Source organism: Pannonibacter anstelovis (assembly GCF_036881715.1).
Taxonomy (GTDB): domain Bacteria; phylum Pseudomonadota; class Alphaproteobacteria; order Rhizobiales; family Stappiaceae; genus Pannonibacter; species Pannonibacter anstelovis.
Genome location: NZ_JBAKBF010000010.1, coordinates 50,058 through 66,496, shown reverse-complemented (window position 1 = coordinate 66,496; position 16,439 = coordinate 50,058). Strand labels below are relative to the sequence as shown.

Here is a 16,439-nt window from a genome sequence, read left to right as displayed (position 1 = left end):
GCGCGGATCTCAATCATCCTCGCCGCCCGCATTTTTGAGGGCCTGCAACCCTCGCCCGAAGGCCACCAGCGTGCCGCTGGCCTCCATCTCCTCGGCCACCACTGCCGCAGCAGCCGCACCACCGCGCCGCCGGAACACCGGCCGGACCACCTTTGTCTGAGGTGCTGTCTCGCTCGCCGGGCGGCTGATCTGATCCAGCGCCGCCGCGACCTCGGCCAGCGGCATCGGCCGTTCGGCCTCCAGCATCGCTTTCTGCGCCTTGAGCCAGGCCTTGCGCCGCGCCGCATGTTCGCGGGCCGCTGTCACGTCGAGGAAGCCCTCGGCGGCGAGGCACTCGGCGGTGCATATGAATGAGCCGTTGAGCCGGTAGACATGCACGTCATCGTGCAGCCGGTCGGGGTCGAACCGCACAATCACCTTCTGGCCGCGATGGTCATGCAGCGCGTCGTGGTGGTAGCGATTGCCCATCAGGTGGATGCTGCCATCCTGCCGCCGCACGCCCACACCCTCAGCAGCCAGCAGCCACAGACGGCGCTGCGCCTCGCTGACACGTCGCGGCATCGCCTGCTCATAGGCAGCTAGGAACGTCTCATCGAAGGACCGGCCAGCCGCCACCTTGGACCGGCGCCCGGTCCGTGCGTTGTGCTCGGCGATACCCTCCGCCACCACCCGCTCGAACAGATCCAGCGGGACCGCCTTGGACCCGTAGTTCGCCGGTTTGTTGGCAATCGTGTTGCCGGTCCACGCCCCGGCAAACCGGGGATCGCGGGCAATCGTTGACGCCAGATCCCGGAACGCGCGTTCGATGGGTTTTGCCTGCCCGTGGTACGGGGTGGCCCAATGCACCTGACACTGCAGCGTCGTCAGCACGCCGTGCGGCTCGTCAGCGCGCACCTTGAAGCGGTAACGGTTGCTCACCCCACCGGTCAGCCACTTGCTGGCAAAGTTGCGGCCGTTATCGAGCACCGCATGCTCGGGAATGCCCCACGTCTCGACCATGTCACCGAGAGCCAGCAGCACCGCATGTGCGTTCTCGCTGCGGTCCAGCCGCCAGCTCAGGATCTTGCCCGAATAGATGTCCTGCCAGACCACCAGCACCGGCCGCACCGGCGCTTTCTCGCCCGGCCACGCCACGAACACATCGAATTTGTGCCCGTCCGCGTTAACTGCCTCCAGCGGCAGCATGGCCGACTTGTCGCGCTCCTGAGCCGGATACATGCGCTGCAAGGCCTCGCTGCCCTTGCGCCCCAGAACCTTGACGCTCTCCGGCAGCGCATCCATGCGCCGCGCCAGTGTCCGCTCGCTCGGGATCGTCCAGCCGCGCTCAGCCGCCACCGCAGCCAGGCGCCGGTAGCAGTCGGTAAACGGTGGCTGCTCCTGCCGCAGGTAGTCTGCGCGGATGAAATCCCAGGCCTCCGGCGTGCAGTCAGCCTCGGCCTGACGGCCCACATAGGCAGGCACCAGATGCGCCAGCCAGTCCTGTGACGGGCGCCCGTAGCAGATCTGCCGCCAGTTCCACAGCGTGCGTTCGGAGACGCCAAACATCCGCGACACCTCCATCATGGCGATGTCACGCGGGCGCCCCTCATCCACCAGCCGCTGCGCCGCCTGCACCGCCTGCAGGCGGTGCCGTGCTTTTTCTTTCAGGCGCTCCGGCGCCCGCTCGTAAACCTCCCACACCGCAGCCCGCGCCAGCTCGGCCCGCGCCGCATCCGGCACGGATGTCTCGACCGGCGCCTGCGCCGCCAGTTTGCGCATCAGCGCCGCCTGTGCCGTGCTGTCCAGCACCGCCATCCGGTACTCATAGCCGCCGCCGCGACCCTCGCGCCGCCGCCAGACCCCGGCCGGATTGGCAGGCCATTCGAGGTCCGGACGGCGCCAGCCATCACGGTCGGCCATCTGATTGATCCGGGCCTTCGTTGTCGGCATGAACGGCAGCCGGAACGCGGCGAACTCGGCAGGGCTGAACCACTCCTTGCTCATGACAGCCCCCCGGACCGCTTCAGCTTCGCCCGCTGTTCGTCGATGGCGCGGTTGATCCGCTCCCGCTCCTCCAGCGCCGCCGCCAGCCCGATGGCATCAAGGTGCCGCTGCTCCACCACGGCCCAGCCAAACGGCTCGGCTAGCATCTGCAGCAGCGCCCGGCTGCGCGTCGCATGGATCAACGCCATGAACCGGACCACGTTGATCACGTGCTCGGCAGCCGCCTCACTCGCGTATTTGTCCAGCATGTGCGGCGAGACGGCCTCGCCCAGATAGGCGCTCATCGCCTCGGCAATCTGCGGCCGATCCCGGCCCGACTGGCGCAAAGCCTCGGACACGCCGCGCGCGATCTGCGCCGACAGCGAGGCCGCTCGCACCCGTTCCGGTGCGAAGGCCTGCACAGGCTGCGGCGGCGACCAGCTCAGCAGGTCATCTGTATTGTGGCAGCGTCTGCGTTTGCCCATCACGCAGCCTCCTCGACAGAGGCGGCAGCAGCATCAGCCGCAGCATCAGCGCCATTCACATGAGCGATAAAACGGTCACGCGCACGCTGTCCGGCTGTCCGCCAGGCGCGCATCAGCGCCTGGAATTGCCGCTCATCTTGATTGATCAACTCCTCCAGCGACGGCCCGCGCACCGCAGCCCGCGCCTGTGCCACTGTTTTGGCAGGCCGGTTCTCGCCCAGCAGCTCAGCCACCATGGCGCGCTGATGTTCCGGCGTCTCTTTCGCCAGTTTGTCCAGCATCGAGCCGCGTCGGGCGATCCACGTTGTCGCAATGCGGGCACGCACATCCGGGGCAATCCGCGTGTAACGCGCAATGGCACGCTGCACTGACCGCTCGGACAGCTCCAGTTTCTCGGCAACGTCAGCGGTAAACCGGCCAATCAAGTCCCCGGATTTCAAGTCGCCAACATTGGCGACTTGATCCGACCGGCGGTCGCCGCCATGGCGGGCAGCCGGGTTCTTCGCCTCCCAGATCTCCTTGCGCCGGGCCAGAAACACGGCACGGTCCAGAGCTGACAGCTCCCGGCGCATCAGGTTCTCATCGATCTCGCGCAGCTGCGCGTCGATACCCTTGACGCTGACCACCAGCGCCGGAACCTCGTTAAGGTTAAGTTCACGGTACGCAGCGAGACGATGCGCCCCGGCGATCAGCGGATAGCGCCCGCGCCGGTCCGCCGCCCCAACCTCGATCGGATGCATCAGCCCGATATCGCCGATCGACGCGGCCAGCATCGCCACATAGTCAGCATCGACTGTGCGCAGCCGCTCGCCGATATGGATGTCAGCAACAGGGATCAGGATGGATTGTGCCACGGATGGGGACGGTGCTGTGGTCATGTCAGCGCTCACATGTTGATTTGACGGTGACTGTGAAGGCGTCCGGTCTTATTGTGCCGGGTAGTTGATTGAGTGAGAGGCAAGCCATCGGCCCGATATCGTGACGGCCAGATGTCTTGCGGTTGGCGTCCGAGGTGACGGGCGATAACCGCCTCAACCTCTGGCCAAGCCCGCCGGAGAGCATGCCGAACGGCGCTCTCACTCCATCCATGCTGCAGCGCCAAAGCGGTCAGCGTGACCCCGGTTTTCCGGATCGCCGCTTTGATGTCCTCAGCATGCCAGTCACTCTTGGCCATAGGGGTCCTCTGATGCACCCCGCCTTCCGGGCGGGGTATTTCGGAATGCAAATTATCACGTTCGGGAATAATGGACAGAAAATGACCGAAAATGCAAGCCCAAAGCTGAAAAGGGGACGGCCACGCTGGACGGATTTCCTGTACCCGCCTGAACGTCTGTATAACCTTTTGCATTCATGTGGCTTTTACGACCGAACACTGCTGTTCGACGAGGCCGGAGAAGCCTTGCCAGACGCTGTTGAGTTCGAATTTTTGGACAGATTTAGAGCTACTTTTGTCCGATACGGTCGCGGATTTTCGGACTGGGAAGCCGCAGCAGACGCGCTCGGCCGCTCCTGGCGTCACTACAAACGGTATCTGCAGGGGGAGATCCCGGTGCCGCGTAAGCAGGTGATCCATCTGGCAACGTGTGCAGCCGTTGATCCGGACTGGATAGAAACCGGACGCGGCAAGCCGATGCCAGGGAAGGATGCTCCAATTGCAATGAACTGGTACGCAGAGCGCAAGTCGAATGAACGGCGCACAGGCCCTGTAAATGCCCCCCTTATCGGGGGCACTCAGGAGGCCGGGCTGCTGGAGGTTAGAAAGCTGGCGTGGCGGGCCTCAGCCGGACACGGCTCTTTAGCGATAGATTGGCTGGGCGAGACTGTGAAGTTCCCGTCCATCATATTGCAGTCTGTGCCGCTATCTCCGGAGCATGCGGCAATCATGAGTGCGAGCGGTGACAGCATGTCGCCGACGATCATGGATGCGGAGTTGCTGCTACTCGACACATCCGAAGCCACGCGCACCGATATAGTTGATGGCCGGGTGTATGCGTTTCTACTCGGCGACGAGGGATTTGTGAAACGTCTCAGGCGAGATCAGCGCGGGCTGGTAATGTCATCCGACAATCCTTTGTTCCCGGACATGAGGCCTCTGGAGGATGATGTCCTGACGATCATTGGTCGAGTGCGATGGGTCGGGCATATGCTCTGAAATGCTTCGCAGTTGCGTTCCAGTTTCACCATTGCGAAACAATGTGTATGCCGCTGATTTTTAAGTGAAAACCAAATGCGGCGAGACCTTACGCTTCATGTGTCTGTTTTTCGCAGTTACCGGCACGAACTAGGATGCTGAAAAGCGATGATGATTGCCGTTTGCGCTGGAGCGCAGCTCTTTAAACTGGCGGTTAAGAGCCAATTAGCGACCTATAAGAGATGTCTCACTCCGCACGGCGGGTCACTGCAAGATCATGTGTCAGCGGCAGCAGCCCGCTGCAATTCCATGTGTCAGCCCCCGCCCGCCCACATCCCGCCACCCCCTCGAAATCCCCCGGATTTCCGCCGTTTCCCGCGTACTCCCGGACAATCCCGTCTATTCCCGTCTCTGCAAGATCAAGTGTCCTCCGTCAGTGATCAAACTTCAGGCTTTCCCTGATTTGTATTCAGCTTCGGGCATGATGTGTGCATGCAGTAGCCCTCAAGGGGGAGAGGGGCGCTGCGGCAAAACGAAGGCCTAATCCTCCTCCGTGCGTCCAAAGCAAACACTGCCCACGTGCGGAGGGGCGGAAGCGGCTGGCTATCTGCAAGCCATTGATTGGTATAGGTCCCCGGCACAAGGCCGAGGATGACGGTGGAGAGGCCGAAGGTTTGTCAGCAGTCTGGGAGCGGTTCACCCGCCCGCCTTCTCCCTGATCCTCTCCAGCAGCGCGTCCACGTCTGCCATCAGGTCACGCGGGTCTTCGAGGCCTGTGCTGATGCGCAGGGCGGAGCGGGTGTGCTGCCAGCGGGGGTCTGTGCGGTCGTCGCGGATGGGCTGCGGAGCCATCAGGCTGTGGCTGCCGCCCCAGGAGGCGCCGATGGCGAAGGTGGTGAGCCCGTTGAGGGCAGGGGCCACATGCGGTACGGCCTGAGGGCGGAACAGTACGGAAAACACGCCGCTGACCCCGGCAAAGTCCCGCTTCCAGATCTCGTGGCCGGGGCATTCCGGCCGTGAGGGCAGCAGCACGGCCTCCACCAGATCGTCGGCGGCAAAGCGGGCGGCCAGCTCCTGCGCCACCCGGCCGGCGTGGGCAAGGCGCAGGGCCATGCTTTCCATGCTGCGCAGGATGTGGCTGGCATCATCGGGCGAGACGCCGACGCCATAGCGGCCGAACTGGTTGCGCAAGCTCTGGGCCAGCGCCGGTTCGCGCACGCTGATGGAGCCCATGAGAATGTCTGACGTGCCGGAGAAATATTTGGTCAGCGCCTCGGTGACGATATCGGCGCCATGTTCCAGCGGCTTGAACAGCAGCGGCGTCGCCCAGGTGTTGTCACACCCCACCAGCGCTCCGGACCGGTGGGCCAGCGCGGCGATGGCGGCAATGTCCTGCACCTCCATGGTGGTGGAGCCGGGGGATTCGCACCAGACGAGGCCGGTTTCCGGTGTCAGCCGGGCTTCCAAATCGCGCAGGGACAGCGGATCGAAGAACTCCACGGTGATGGACTGGCGGGCAAGATCCTGCAGGGCAAAGTCCCGTACCGGCGGATAGCAGGATTCGGTGATCAGCACCTTCTGCCCCGGCTTCAGCACCGCCAGCATGGCAAAGGCATTGGCGGCCTGACCGGACGGGGCAAGGAACGTATGAAAGCCGCCCTCCAGCGCGTTGATCCGCGCTTCCAGCGCCCGCGTCGTCGGCGTGCCATGGAGCCCGTAGCTGTAGCCATCCAGCCCGCGCTCGCCCCGGCTTGCAAAGGCTTCGGCGGTGTCAAAGACGATGGTGGACGCCCGGTGCACTGGCGTGGTGAGGCTTGCAAAGCCCTCCTCGCGCACATCCGGCTTCACCACGCAGCGGGTCATGTCATGCATTGCCAGGTCTCCTGTTCCGGCGGGCAGAAAACCACGGCGCGGTGGCGGCCGTCCAGCTTCCGGTGCAGCGCAGCCTCAAACCGTCCGGCTGCGTGAGAGCAGCCAGAGCAGATAGAAGCCGCCGAGAAGGCCCGTTGTGAGGCCGATGGGCATGTTGATTGCAAAGGGCAGGCGCTGGCTCAGCAGGTCGGCGGCCATCAGCAGCACCATGCCCATCAGCGCCGCGCCAAGCACCGGAACTTCGGGCGCACGGGTGAGGCGGCGGACCAGTTGCGGGGCGGCAAGGGCGACGAAGGCGATTGGGCCTGCGGCGGCCGTTGCAATGGCGGTCAGGGCGACGGCGGCCAGCACCATCGTCAGGCGCAGCCGTTCCGCCGAAACCCCAAGCTGGCGGGCTGCATCATCGCCCATTTCCAGCAGGGAGAGCCTGCGGGCATGGCTGAGGGCCACCGGTGCGATGAGAACGAGCCCGGCGGCGGCCGGCAGCACATGCGCCCAGGTGCGCGTGCTGAGAGACCCGGCGAGCCAGAGCTGGGCCGAGGCGGCCTGATCCAGATCCCCCATCACCAGCAGAACGGTGTTGACGCCGGAGAGCATGGCACCAAAGCCAATGCCGGTCAGCACGAGGCGGTAGCTGCCGGTTCTGCGCCCGCGCATCGACAGGACGAAGACCAGCGCCGCCGTTGCCATGCCCGAAAGCACGGCGGCAAGGGCCGTCTCTGCCGGTCCCGCATCGAAGAGGATGATCTGGACGATGGCCCCTGTTGCCGCGCCCGTGGTGAAGCCGATCACATCCGGCGAGCCGAGCGCATTGCGCGAGACGGACTGGAAGATGGCACCGGCCATGCCGAGCGAAGCGCCGACAAGCAGGGCCGTGAGCACCCTCGGCAGGCGCAGGCGCAGGATGATCCGGTCCACGGCAGGATCGGTGCCGGGGGAGAGCAGGCTGGCGGCGATGTCTCCCGTGCTGATCTTCAGCGAGCCTGTGGCCAGCAGCGCAAACATCAATCCAATGGCGAGGGCTGCCAGAAGGGCGCACATGGCGGCTGTGCGGGCGCGAAAGCGCAACGAAAGCCGGCCGGTGCGGAACGTGATCTGCGTGGATGGTTTCATCAGCGCCTCATATCTGCCGCAGGCGCAGGCGCCGCACGATGGCAATGAAGAATGGCCCGCCCGCCAGAGACGCAATGATTCCGGCTGCGATCTCGGCCGGCATGGCAATCAGGCGCCCTGTCACATCCGCCACGAGCAGCAGGATGGCCGCAATCAGGCCGGAGAACGGCAGGATCCAGCGGTAATCCGGTCCCGCGATGCTGCGGGCCATGTGCGGGGCGACAAGCCCGATGAAGCCGATGGGACCGGCTGCGGCGGTGGCCGCGCCGGTCAGCAGCATGATGGCCACGCAGGACAGGCTGAACAGCATCCGGGTGTTGACCCCGAGCGCTGCGCCCGTGTCGCGGCCAAGCGCCAGCGCGTTGAGGCCGGGCGCCAGAGCCTGCGCGATCAGCATCCCGCAGAAAGCCGCCAGCGCAAGGGCGGCGGCAACGGACAGGCCACGGCCTTCGAACGATCCTGCAGCCCAGCTGCGGAAGCTGTCCAGCACATCGGGCGGCGCGTTGATGATGATGAGGGCAGAGGCGGAGCCGAGCATCACCGACAGGCCCGCGCCGGCCAGAACCAGCCGCACCGGATTGGTGCCCGTTTCATGGGCCTGCCCCAGCACGAACACTGCGGCACCGGCGAGCCCCGCACCGGCAAGGCCGAACCAGACATATTCCCAGATGCTGACGAGGCCGAAGAGGGAGATGCCCGTCATGACGGCAAGGGCGGCACCGGCATTGATGCCCAGAAGCCCCGGTTCGGCGAGAGGATTGCGGGTCAGCGCCTGCATCAGTGCGCCTGCGGTGCCAAGGGCAAGGCCGGTGAGCACGGCCACACACATGCGCGGCAGGCGCAGGGACCAGATGATCAGATGCAGGTCATCCTGCGGATTGTACCGCAGCAGGGCTTCAATGACGGCAGCGGGCGGCATGGGGCGAGAGCCGGCAAAAAGGCTGGCCACGGCTCCCGGCAGAAGCACGGCAAACAAGGCCGCAAGCCATATCCTGCGCCTCCGGCTGCCTGCTCCCGGCCTTGCTGCGGCAGGCGCTGTCCCTTCTGCGGCAAGGCTCATGGGTTGGTGAATCTGGGCCGGGCGAATCTGGCCGCGATCAGGCTCATGATCTCCTGCCCCGAATAGTAGTCGATGCGGTGCGAGGAGGGGCCAAGGGGATAGACTTGGCGGTTGCGCACCGCAGGCAGGTTGGCCAGCACGGGATCGGCGAGAAAGGCCTCAACGTCCTTGTCCGTTGCACGCAGCAGGAAGACCGTTTCGCCCTGAATGGCGGCGGGCAGGTTTTCCCGCGAGATCAGGTCGAAGTCGGAGGAGCGCGTCACCTGTCCGCGCATGTTGTCCGGCAGGCCTGCCACGGTCATGCCGAGGGAGGAAAGCAGCCGTGCATGGGGACTGTCCGGCTTGCCGATGGAGTAGCTGCCGCCGATGTTGTAGCCAACGATGCTGACGCTGCCTTTGGGCGGCACGATGGCCTTTGCCGTGCTGGCGGCCATGGCATCGAAGCGCTGTATGGCCGCTTCCGCTTCGGCTTCCAGCCCGGTTGCCTCACCCAGCTGGCGGGCAATCGCCTGCCAGCTCTGATTGGAATAGTTGAGGACGATGACCGGCAGGTCCTGCGCCTGCAGTTCGGCCAGATGGGCCTTCACGCTGTCGGCACCCGTTGCCGAAACCACCACAAGATCTGGCGCACTGCCAATGACGGCCTCCAGATCGAAGGCCAGATTGCTGTAAAGCACCTCCACCCCGCCTGCGTCCGCCTCTGCCGCCCACTGCGAGAAGAAGCCCTTGTCATCCGTGAGGGAGCCGGGCGTGGTGGCGGCGCTGGCGGCAACCGGAGCCTTCATCGCCAGCAGGATGCCGGTGAGGCTGGGTGTGGTCGAGACGATCCGCTGCGGGGCCGACGCCAGCACCAGTTCGCCGCCCTCATGGGTGATGGTGCGCGGCCAGTCACCGGCGCTGCGGGCGGGCTGGAGCGGGGCGGCAAGAAAGAGGGCCAGAGCCGCAAGGGCGGCAAACCGGGCGGTAAGACTGGTCATGAGGTGCCCCGTGTCTGCTGGGTCATACAGCCCCCTCTCTGCCTGCTGGCGCAGGTGGCTGCAATAAAATATGAGAAATATACTCCGTATTTGTATTTGTCCATATTGAAGAACGCATTCCACAATGCAATACGTTCGGCACCTGCCAGCGGAGCCGCCAGAAAGGAAAGCCATGACGTCCCGGCTTCATGCCAGCTCTCTCACGCTTGCCTATGACGAGCGCTCCGTGGCGCAGGATCTGTCCGTCAGCGTGCCGGATGGCTCCTTCACCGTCATTGCCGGGCCCAATGCCTGCGGAAAGTCCACGCTGCTGCGGGCGCTGGCGCGGCTGATGAAGCCCCTTGCCGGTGAGGTTGTCCTCGACGGGCAGAGCATTGCCACGCTTCCGGCGAAGGAAGTGGCGCGCCGGCTCGGCCTGCTGCCGCAGAGCCCGGTGGCGCCGGCGGGGATTACGGTTGCCGATCTTGTGGCGCGCGGCCGCTATCCGCATCAGAGCTTCCTGCGGCAATGGTCGCGGGAGGATGAGGCTGCCGTTGGCGCGGCCATGGAGGCGACACGGGTTTCACCGCTTGCGGACACGCTCGTCGATGAACTGTCCGGCGGCCAGCGCCAGCGCGTCTGGATTGCCATGGTGCTGGCGCAGGAGACGCCCATTCTCCTGCTTGATGAGCCGACGACCTTCCTCGACATCGCCCACCAGATCGAACTCATGGACCTCTTGGCCGATCTCAACCACAAGGGCCGCACGGTTCTGGCGGTGCTGCATGACCTCAACCATGCCTGCCGTTATGCCACCCACCTGATTGCCATGCGCGCTGGCCGCATCCGCGCCGAAGGCAGGCCCGCCGATATCATGACGCCCGAACTGGTCGAGGATGTCTTCGGCCTGCCCTGCGTCATCATTCCCGACCCCGTATCAGCCACGCCGCTGATCGTGCCGAAGGGCCGCCACCACGGCGCCTGAAAGCCCTGATCTTCCAAGGAACGCTTCATGACCCGGAAACAGATGCATATCGGACTTTGCCTGACAGGCACCTGGATGAACGGGCAGGAGCCTGAACCTGATGCCCTTGAACGCCATGTGGCCGATCCGCTGGCGCAGCATATCAGGCTCGCGCAGGCGGCCGAGCGGGCAAAGCTGGACTTCATCTTCCTGCCGGACACGCTGGGGGTGATGCCACGCAAGGGGCGCAGCCGCCCGATGCCGGGTCTTGATGTCACGCTGGTGATGGCGGGGCTGGCGCGGGAGACGAGCCATGTCGGCCTTGTCACCACCGCCTCCACCACCTTCAACCCGCCCTATGTGATTGCCCGCCAGATGCAGACGCTGCACTGGCTGAGCAATGGCCGGGCGGGGTGGAACATCGTCACCTCCATCGAGGGGGCGGAAAACTTCGGCTCGCAGCCGATGCCCGCGCCGGAAGAGCGCTACCGCAAGGCCGCCGAATTCACGCAGGCCGTGAAGGCGCTGTGGGACAGTTTCCCCTATGAGGCGCTGACCGGGGAAAAGCCGGTGACTCCGGCAGCGCATGAGGGAGAGTTCTTCTCTGTCGCCGGGCCGCTCAACGTGCCGGGCCATCCCGCGGGAAGCCCGCCGCTGTTTCAGGCCGGCGCGTCGGACGCAGGACGGGCCTTCTCCGCCTCGGTCGCCGATGCCACCTTTGCCGCAGCCCCCGACATGGCCGCCGCGCTGGATCTGCGGGCTGATCTGAGGGCCCGGGCCGAGGCCTGCGGGCGCAATCCCGATGCCATCAAGGTGCTGCCGGGGCTTTATTTCTTCCTTGCTCAAACGCGGGAGGAGGCCTGGGCCATGCACCGGCGCGCCCATGCGCATCTGACGCATGAGCACAGGATCGAGTCGGTGCGGATGATCCTCGGCGCTGATCTCTCCGGCCATCCTCTGCAGACCGTGATCACGCCGGATCTGCTGCCCGAGCCGGATCAGCCCGTGCGCAGCCGCACCCATGCGGATCTGCTGCGCCGCTACATCGAGCGCGAGCGGCCAACGCTGGGCCAGCTGCTGGACCGGCCCGAAGTGGTGGGCTCGGCCCACTGGGTTTCCGTCGGCACGGTGGAGGATGTGCTGGCCGACATCATCAGCTGGCACGAGGCCGGGGCGATCGACGGCGTCATCGCACTTCCCGGCGGCTCACTGGACTCCTGCCGCCTGTTCCTCGAGGAGCTGGTCCCGGCCCTTGCGGCAAAAGGGCTGTTCCGCACGGACTATGCGGGCAAGACCCTGCGGGAGCATCTGGCTGCCTGAGTGGTGGGGGCTTGCAATCTGGTCATTCTGGCACGGCACCTCAGCGCCCTGTCCGCCAGGGGTTTACTGGCTGCACACATCGTGCAGGAAGACGCCACAGACGTTGCTTTGAGGCCTGAAAAAGTAAGCAATTTCAGGGGCTTAATTCACTGTCTGAAGACTCTCGTTTCCCCTCCCCTCAAGGGGGAGGGGAGCAGATTGGCCGTGCCGGACAAAGAACGGCTGCCACCTTGTGCCAAATCCCTGAAACGCCGTCTCCAGCTGCCGCCCCCGGCCCGCCATTCACATCCGGCCCGAGTCCCGCGTTGCGTCACGGGCGGCGGTGAACAGGGCATCGCGGTGATGTTCGGCTTCTGCCCGCTCGACGAAGGAAACGGTGGTGGCGACGCAGGCGATTTCGCCGTGCACGTTGAACACGGGCGCGGCCTTGCCGGTGAGGGCGGAGAACAGATGCTCGTCCAGATCTGCGCCCCCCGCCTGACGGATCTGCTCCAGAACACCCGGTCTTGGCGGCTTGCCACGGAAGGAGGCGGGCTGGACCCTGCGCACGGCCTCGATCCGCTCCGGGTCCAGATAGGCCTGAAACACCAGCCCGCAGGCCGAATTGTCCAGCGGCAGAACATCGCCCAGCGACACGGTGCTGATGGAAAAGGCGGCGCTGCGGTACCACTGGACGATGGTCGGCCCCCGGTCTGTCCAGATGGCGACGCCGCAGCTGGCAGCAATGCGCGATGACAGGCCCCGCATGTGGCGGGCAGTGACATCCACCGGGCTGATCCGCCGCAGGGCACTGACGCCAATGTTCAGCGCGGCTGGCCCCAGGTCATAGCAGCCCGTTTCCGCATCCTGCGACACCAGCGCTTCGAGCACGAGGCTCTGCATGTAGCGGTGAGCGGTCGAGCGGCCCGTGTTGGCGCGGCGGGCCAGCTCGCCAAGGGGCAGGGCGCCTTCGGACTGCGCAAGGATCTGCAGGAAACGGGCGGCGATGGACACCGACTGGATCGTGCCCGAACGCTTCGCGCCTGCGCTGCCGCCATCCTCATCCAGCAGTTCCGTCTCGTCTGTCATGCGGCTGGCCTCCCTCGTCAGTCCCTGACGGCTGCGTCTGCTATGCGCTGCAACCTAGAGCATTTTCCGCCAGGGGCGGAGTCCCCGATTGCGTCCTCCCAAGGCTGTTGCAGAAGTGTGACTCTGTTTCAAGAGACTTCGATATGCCGAATTGTGGAACATATTCCCTATTGCGGAACAGCTGCCGCCTGCGCTAATTCAACATGAATGTGAAACTCATAAATTGGGCGGGGCCATCTGATGTCTGGAAGCCGTGTTTATCTCAATGGCGTGAGCCTGCTTGCGCTGTCTCTTTTAGTGGCCGCACCGGCAGCCGCGCAGGATGCCGCACAAGCCGCAGGGCCTGTGACGGAGCTGAAGAAAATCATCATCACCGGTGAAAAGGTCGAGCGTGACCTGAAGAACACCGCCAGCTCCGTCTCGGTCGAGGACAGTGAGGAGATCAACAAGGAGAAGGCAGGCGACGCGACCGTGCCGGAAGTGATCGCCGATGTTCCGAACGTTGTCTTCCCTGACAGCGTCAGTGCGCCGGTCATTCGCGGCCAGGACACGCAGGGGCCGAACACGGGGGCGACGGCCTTCTTTGCCGGCACGGTCCCCCGCGCGACGATCAATGTGGACGGCCACTATCTGACCTACAATGAATTCTATTTCGGCAGCTCTTCGGTGTGGGATGTGAACACGATCGAGGTGTTCCGCGGGCCTCAGACCACCTCGCAAGGCGCCAATGCGATTGCCGGTGCGATTGTCGTCAACACCAAGGACCCAACCTTTACGCCGGAGGCCGCCTATCTGGCCGAAATCGGCAGTTACAACACCCGCCGTGCGGCGGCTGTCCTGTCCGGGCCGCTGATCGCCAATCAGCTCGCCGCGCGCCTTTCGGCGGATTATTCGGGGCGCGACACCTTCATCGACTATGTGAATTCGCGCTTTCAGGGCAACGGCACCAACCAGAATTTCGAAGCCTTCAACACGCGCTTCAAGCTGCTCTGGGAGCCTGAGGAACTGCCGGGCCTGACGGCCAAGTTCACCTATGCCTATACGTTCAGCAACCGGCCGAGCCAGGAAGCGGCGTCAGCGCCCTATGAAGATCTCAACCACGTCACCACGACGATGCCGACATGGGACCAGTACACCCACTATGGCGTGCTCGATCTTGGCTATGACTTCGGCAACGGCTGGCAGATCTTCAACAAGGCGCATCTCTCCGACACCTATGCCAACCGCACGACCGGCCTCGTGAACAACGGTGATGCGGGCATCTGGCAGACCAACGTGTCCGACGAGATGCGCGTAACCTACGGTGATCAGGAAGACGTGATCAGCGGCATGGCCGGAATCTATTATTCCCACAGCGATCAGGACGAGATCCTCTATCTGAGCGGCATTTCGAGCTTCGATGACACCAAGCAGAACCTCGGCGTCTTCGGCGAGACCAGCTACCGCCTGACGGACCGGCTGACGCTGACGGGCGGCCTGCGCTTCCAGAGCGACCAGATCCAGCGCGAGGGGCTTTCCGTCTATGCGCCCACCCGCGTCGATTTCGACAAGACCTTCAACGCCGTCCTGCCCAAGGCCAGCCTCGCCTATGCGCTGACGCCGGACTGGACCGTCGGCGGCATGGTCAGCCGCGGCTACAATCCGGGCGGTGTCTCGCTCAACATCAGCGCCCGCAAGTGGATGACCTTCGAGGAGGAAACCTCCTGGAACTACGAGGTGTTCACCCGCATGAGCCTGCTGGATGACCGGCTGATGCTGAACGGCAACGTGTTCTACACGGATCTCAAGAACGCCCAGTACAACATCCCGGTGGTGATTTCGCCCGGCGTCGCCCAGTCCTACACGATCAACGCCGAAAAGGCTCATTCCTATGGTATGGAACTGAGCGGGGATTACAAGCTGCTCGACAACCTGATGCTGCGGGCAAGTGCGGGCCTGCTGAAGACGCAGATCGACGAGATTTCCAGCAACCTTGCCTATGAGGGCAACGAATTTGCCAAGTCGCCCGGCTACATGCTGACCTTTGGTCTGAGCTGGGACGTGACGGACAAGCTGAACCTCTCCGGTCAGGTCCGTCATCTCGATGGCTATTTCTCCGACACGGCCAACACGGCAGCCTATGCCATCGATCCCTATACGGTGGCTGATGTGCGGGCAACCTATCAGCTGCGTGAGGCCTTCCAGCTCTATGGCTACGTCAAGAACGTCTTCGACGAGCGCGCGCCCACCTACAAGCAGCAGAACCGCGGCATCGGCGGCACGGAAGCCAGCATGACCGAACCGCGTATGTTCGGCATCGGCATCAAGGGCACCTTCTGACATAAAGGTCCGGCGAGATTGACTGAACACCCGGCGGGCTTGGCCCGCCGGGTGTTTGCATGAGAGGCAAAGGAAAATCCCTTCACAATGCCCAGGGCTCAGGACGGTTCAGCGGCAGTCCCGGGCGATCAGGCCGAGGCGTAGCTGCTATTCACGCGGCGATGGACCTTTGAGCTGATACTCAGCGAAGGGCATGAAGTTTTTTCATGCAGTGGCTTTCGAAATTCTTGGAGAACTTCATGCCGAAAATGCAGCACGCCGGAAGGGCGAGTTGAGGGAACCACCAAGTTCTAACGGCTGGGAAATTTATTGTAATTGCATAAAGTTCTATTGAAATATCAACCTTGGGATGTATGGTATGCTACCATAGGTTCTATTTTTTCAAAAGCCTGTCCTAAACAACCCTAGTCATTAAAACGGGGTGCAGGAGTAATATACGTAGAGCGAAAATTGTCAAAATGCCAAGGAAAACAATAAAATATGTAAATAATGCAGCGAAAAAGGCGGTGCAGAAACTGCCGCTAGACGTTGCAGCCGATTTTCTCAATGATCTGAACTTCGTGGCGGCAGGAAAAGATCCAAGGTCGAGTTTTAAATCTTTGCCCGAATGGGGAGCTGGAGTAGTCGAGCTTATTGAAAATGGATCACCCGCCTACCGGGTTGTCTACTGCGCAAAATACCTCGACACGGTTTACATCCTCCATGCCTTCACCAAAACGACCAATGGTGTTGATAGGGCAGCAAAAGAGACGGTCATGATACGTTACAAAGAAATGATGTCGCTTGTCCGGGAAGCGGAAAAAGCTGCGAAAAAAGCGAAGTGACAAGAATTGGAGGCAGTCAGGCAGCCTCGATCTCGACTTCGCATATGACCTTGTGATCACCCGTCACGGACGGCCTCAACCGGTATCCCAGCTTCGCCAGATATCCGATCAGCCTGTCTGACGAGAACAGGCTGATCTTTCCGCGCAGCAGTTCGCTAACGCGGGGTTGAGGAATTTCCAGCGCCTGCGCGATCTCGGCCTGTTTCCAGCCTTTGTTATCGATGATGCCGATCAGTGTCATCAGCAGGTCGGACCTGAATTGCAGGTCAGCAGCGAGTGAGGCATCCTCGGTGATCGACTCGAAAATGTTGGTGTATTCAAGCTTTTCGGTCACTTCTCATATCTTTCAAGTTATACTGATTTCG

At 63.5% G+C, this 16,439-nt stretch carries 15 protein-coding genes; 5 read left to right on the top strand and 10 right to left on the bottom strand.

All coding sequences use genetic code 11. From position 1 onward, the window contains the following. Nucleotides 1–9: 9 nt before the first annotated feature. Genes V6L75_RS15490 through V6L75_RS21085 form a run of 4 tightly spaced genes read right to left on the bottom strand, consistent with a single transcriptional unit; the run spans nucleotide 10 to nucleotide 3,621 of the window. Nucleotides 10–1,983, bottom strand: coding sequence for a transposase domain-containing protein (locus tag V6L75_RS15490; protein WP_334252388.1), 1,974 nt, complete (start codon nucleotides 1,981–1,983; stop codon nucleotides 10–12). Further along, nucleotides 1,980–2,447, bottom strand: a complete 468-nt coding sequence (locus V6L75_RS15485) for a DNA transposition protein (RefSeq protein WP_334252387.1) — start codon at nucleotides 2,445–2,447, stop codon at nucleotides 1,980–1,982. The genes V6L75_RS15490 and V6L75_RS15485 overlap by 4 nt, the downstream gene beginning before the upstream one ends. Next, nucleotides 2,447–3,325, bottom strand: a complete 879-nt coding sequence (locus tag V6L75_RS15480) for a ParB N-terminal domain-containing protein (RefSeq protein ID WP_334252386.1) — start codon at nucleotides 3,323–3,325, stop codon at nucleotides 2,447–2,449. Before V6L75_RS15480 ends, V6L75_RS15485 begins: the two co-directional genes overlap by 1 nt. An 8-nt stretch (nucleotides 3,326–3,333) precedes the next feature. After that, on the bottom strand, nucleotides 3,334–3,621 hold the full coding sequence (locus tag V6L75_RS21085; protein WP_425498802.1) for a helix-turn-helix domain-containing protein: 288 nt from the start codon (nucleotides 3,619–3,621) through the stop codon (nucleotides 3,334–3,336). A gap of 45 nt (nucleotides 3,622–3,666) precedes the next feature. Between V6L75_RS21085 and V6L75_RS15475 the strand changes: the two genes are divergently transcribed. After that, nucleotides 3,667–4,599: a S24 family peptidase gene (locus V6L75_RS15475; protein WP_334252385.1), complete on the top strand. Its 933-nt coding sequence runs from the start codon at nucleotides 3,667–3,669 to the stop codon at nucleotides 4,597–4,599. A gap of 675 nt (nucleotides 4,600–5,274) precedes the next feature. Here the strand turns inward: V6L75_RS15475 and V6L75_RS15470 are convergent. The 4 genes from V6L75_RS15470 to fepB form a co-directional block, all read right to left on the bottom strand. After that, complete coding sequence (locus V6L75_RS15470) at nucleotides 5,275–6,450, bottom strand: trans-sulfuration enzyme family protein (RefSeq protein ID WP_334252384.1); 1,176 nt, start codon at nucleotides 6,448–6,450, stop codon at nucleotides 5,275–5,277. A 75-nt stretch (nucleotides 6,451–6,525) separates the two neighbouring features. Then, nucleotides 6,526–7,563 (bottom strand): FecCD family ABC transporter permease, encoded by a 1,038-nt coding sequence (locus tag V6L75_RS15465; protein WP_334252383.1) that lies wholly within the window; start codon nucleotides 7,561–7,563, stop codon nucleotides 6,526–6,528. Nucleotides 7,564–7,570: 7 nt separating this feature from the next. Then, on the bottom strand, nucleotides 7,571–8,530 hold the full coding sequence (locus V6L75_RS15460) for a FecCD family ABC transporter permease (RefSeq protein ID WP_334252505.1): 960 nt from the start codon (nucleotides 8,528–8,530) through the stop codon (nucleotides 7,571–7,573). 89 nt (nucleotides 8,531–8,619) lie between these two features. Next, nucleotides 8,620–9,600 carry a Fe2+-enterobactin ABC transporter substrate-binding protein gene (fepB, locus tag V6L75_RS15455; RefSeq protein ID WP_334252382.1) on the bottom strand — a complete coding sequence of 327 codons (981 nt, stop codon included), beginning with the start codon at nucleotides 9,598–9,600 and terminating at the stop codon, nucleotides 8,620–8,622. Between the two features lie 172 nt (nucleotides 9,601–9,772). On the opposite strand from fepB, the gene V6L75_RS15450 reads away from it, so the two are divergent. Together V6L75_RS15450 and V6L75_RS15445 are read left to right on the top strand one after the other, a co-directional pair. Continuing rightward, nucleotides 9,773–10,564 (top strand): ABC transporter ATP-binding protein, encoded by a 792-nt coding sequence (locus V6L75_RS15450; RefSeq protein ID WP_334252381.1) that lies wholly within the window; start codon nucleotides 9,773–9,775, stop codon nucleotides 10,562–10,564. Nucleotides 10,565–10,591: 27 nt separating this feature from the next. Continuing rightward, nucleotides 10,592–11,863, top strand: coding sequence for an NtaA/DmoA family FMN-dependent monooxygenase (locus V6L75_RS15445; protein ID WP_334252380.1), 1,272 nt, complete (start codon nucleotides 10,592–10,594; stop codon nucleotides 11,861–11,863). A gap of 282 nt (nucleotides 11,864–12,145) precedes the next feature. On the opposite strand, the gene V6L75_RS15440 is transcribed toward V6L75_RS15445, so the two are convergent. After that, complete coding sequence (locus V6L75_RS15440; RefSeq protein ID WP_334252379.1) at nucleotides 12,146–12,931, bottom strand: IclR family transcriptional regulator; 786 nt, start codon at nucleotides 12,929–12,931, stop codon at nucleotides 12,146–12,148. Nucleotides 12,932–13,171: 240 nt separating this feature from the next. On the opposite strand from V6L75_RS15440, the gene V6L75_RS15435 reads away from it, so the two are divergent. After that, nucleotides 13,172–15,250 carry a TonB-dependent receptor gene (locus V6L75_RS15435; protein ID WP_334252378.1) on the top strand — a complete coding sequence of 693 codons (2,079 nt, stop codon included), beginning with the start codon at nucleotides 13,172–13,174 and terminating at the stop codon, nucleotides 15,248–15,250. Between the two features lie 458 nt (nucleotides 15,251–15,708). Beyond that, complete coding sequence (locus tag V6L75_RS15430) at nucleotides 15,709–16,074, top strand: type II toxin-antitoxin system RelE/ParE family toxin (RefSeq protein WP_334252377.1); 366 nt, start codon at nucleotides 15,709–15,711, stop codon at nucleotides 16,072–16,074. 16 nt (nucleotides 16,075–16,090) lie between these two features. Here the strand turns inward: V6L75_RS15430 and V6L75_RS15425 are convergent, their stop codons facing one another. Beyond that, the gene (locus V6L75_RS15425) at nucleotides 16,091–16,408 is read right to left on the bottom strand and encodes a helix-turn-helix domain-containing protein (RefSeq protein ID WP_334252376.1); all 318 of its coding nucleotides are present in this window, start codon (nucleotides 16,406–16,408) and stop codon (nucleotides 16,091–16,093) included. Nucleotides 16,409–16,439 lie beyond the last annotated feature (31 nt).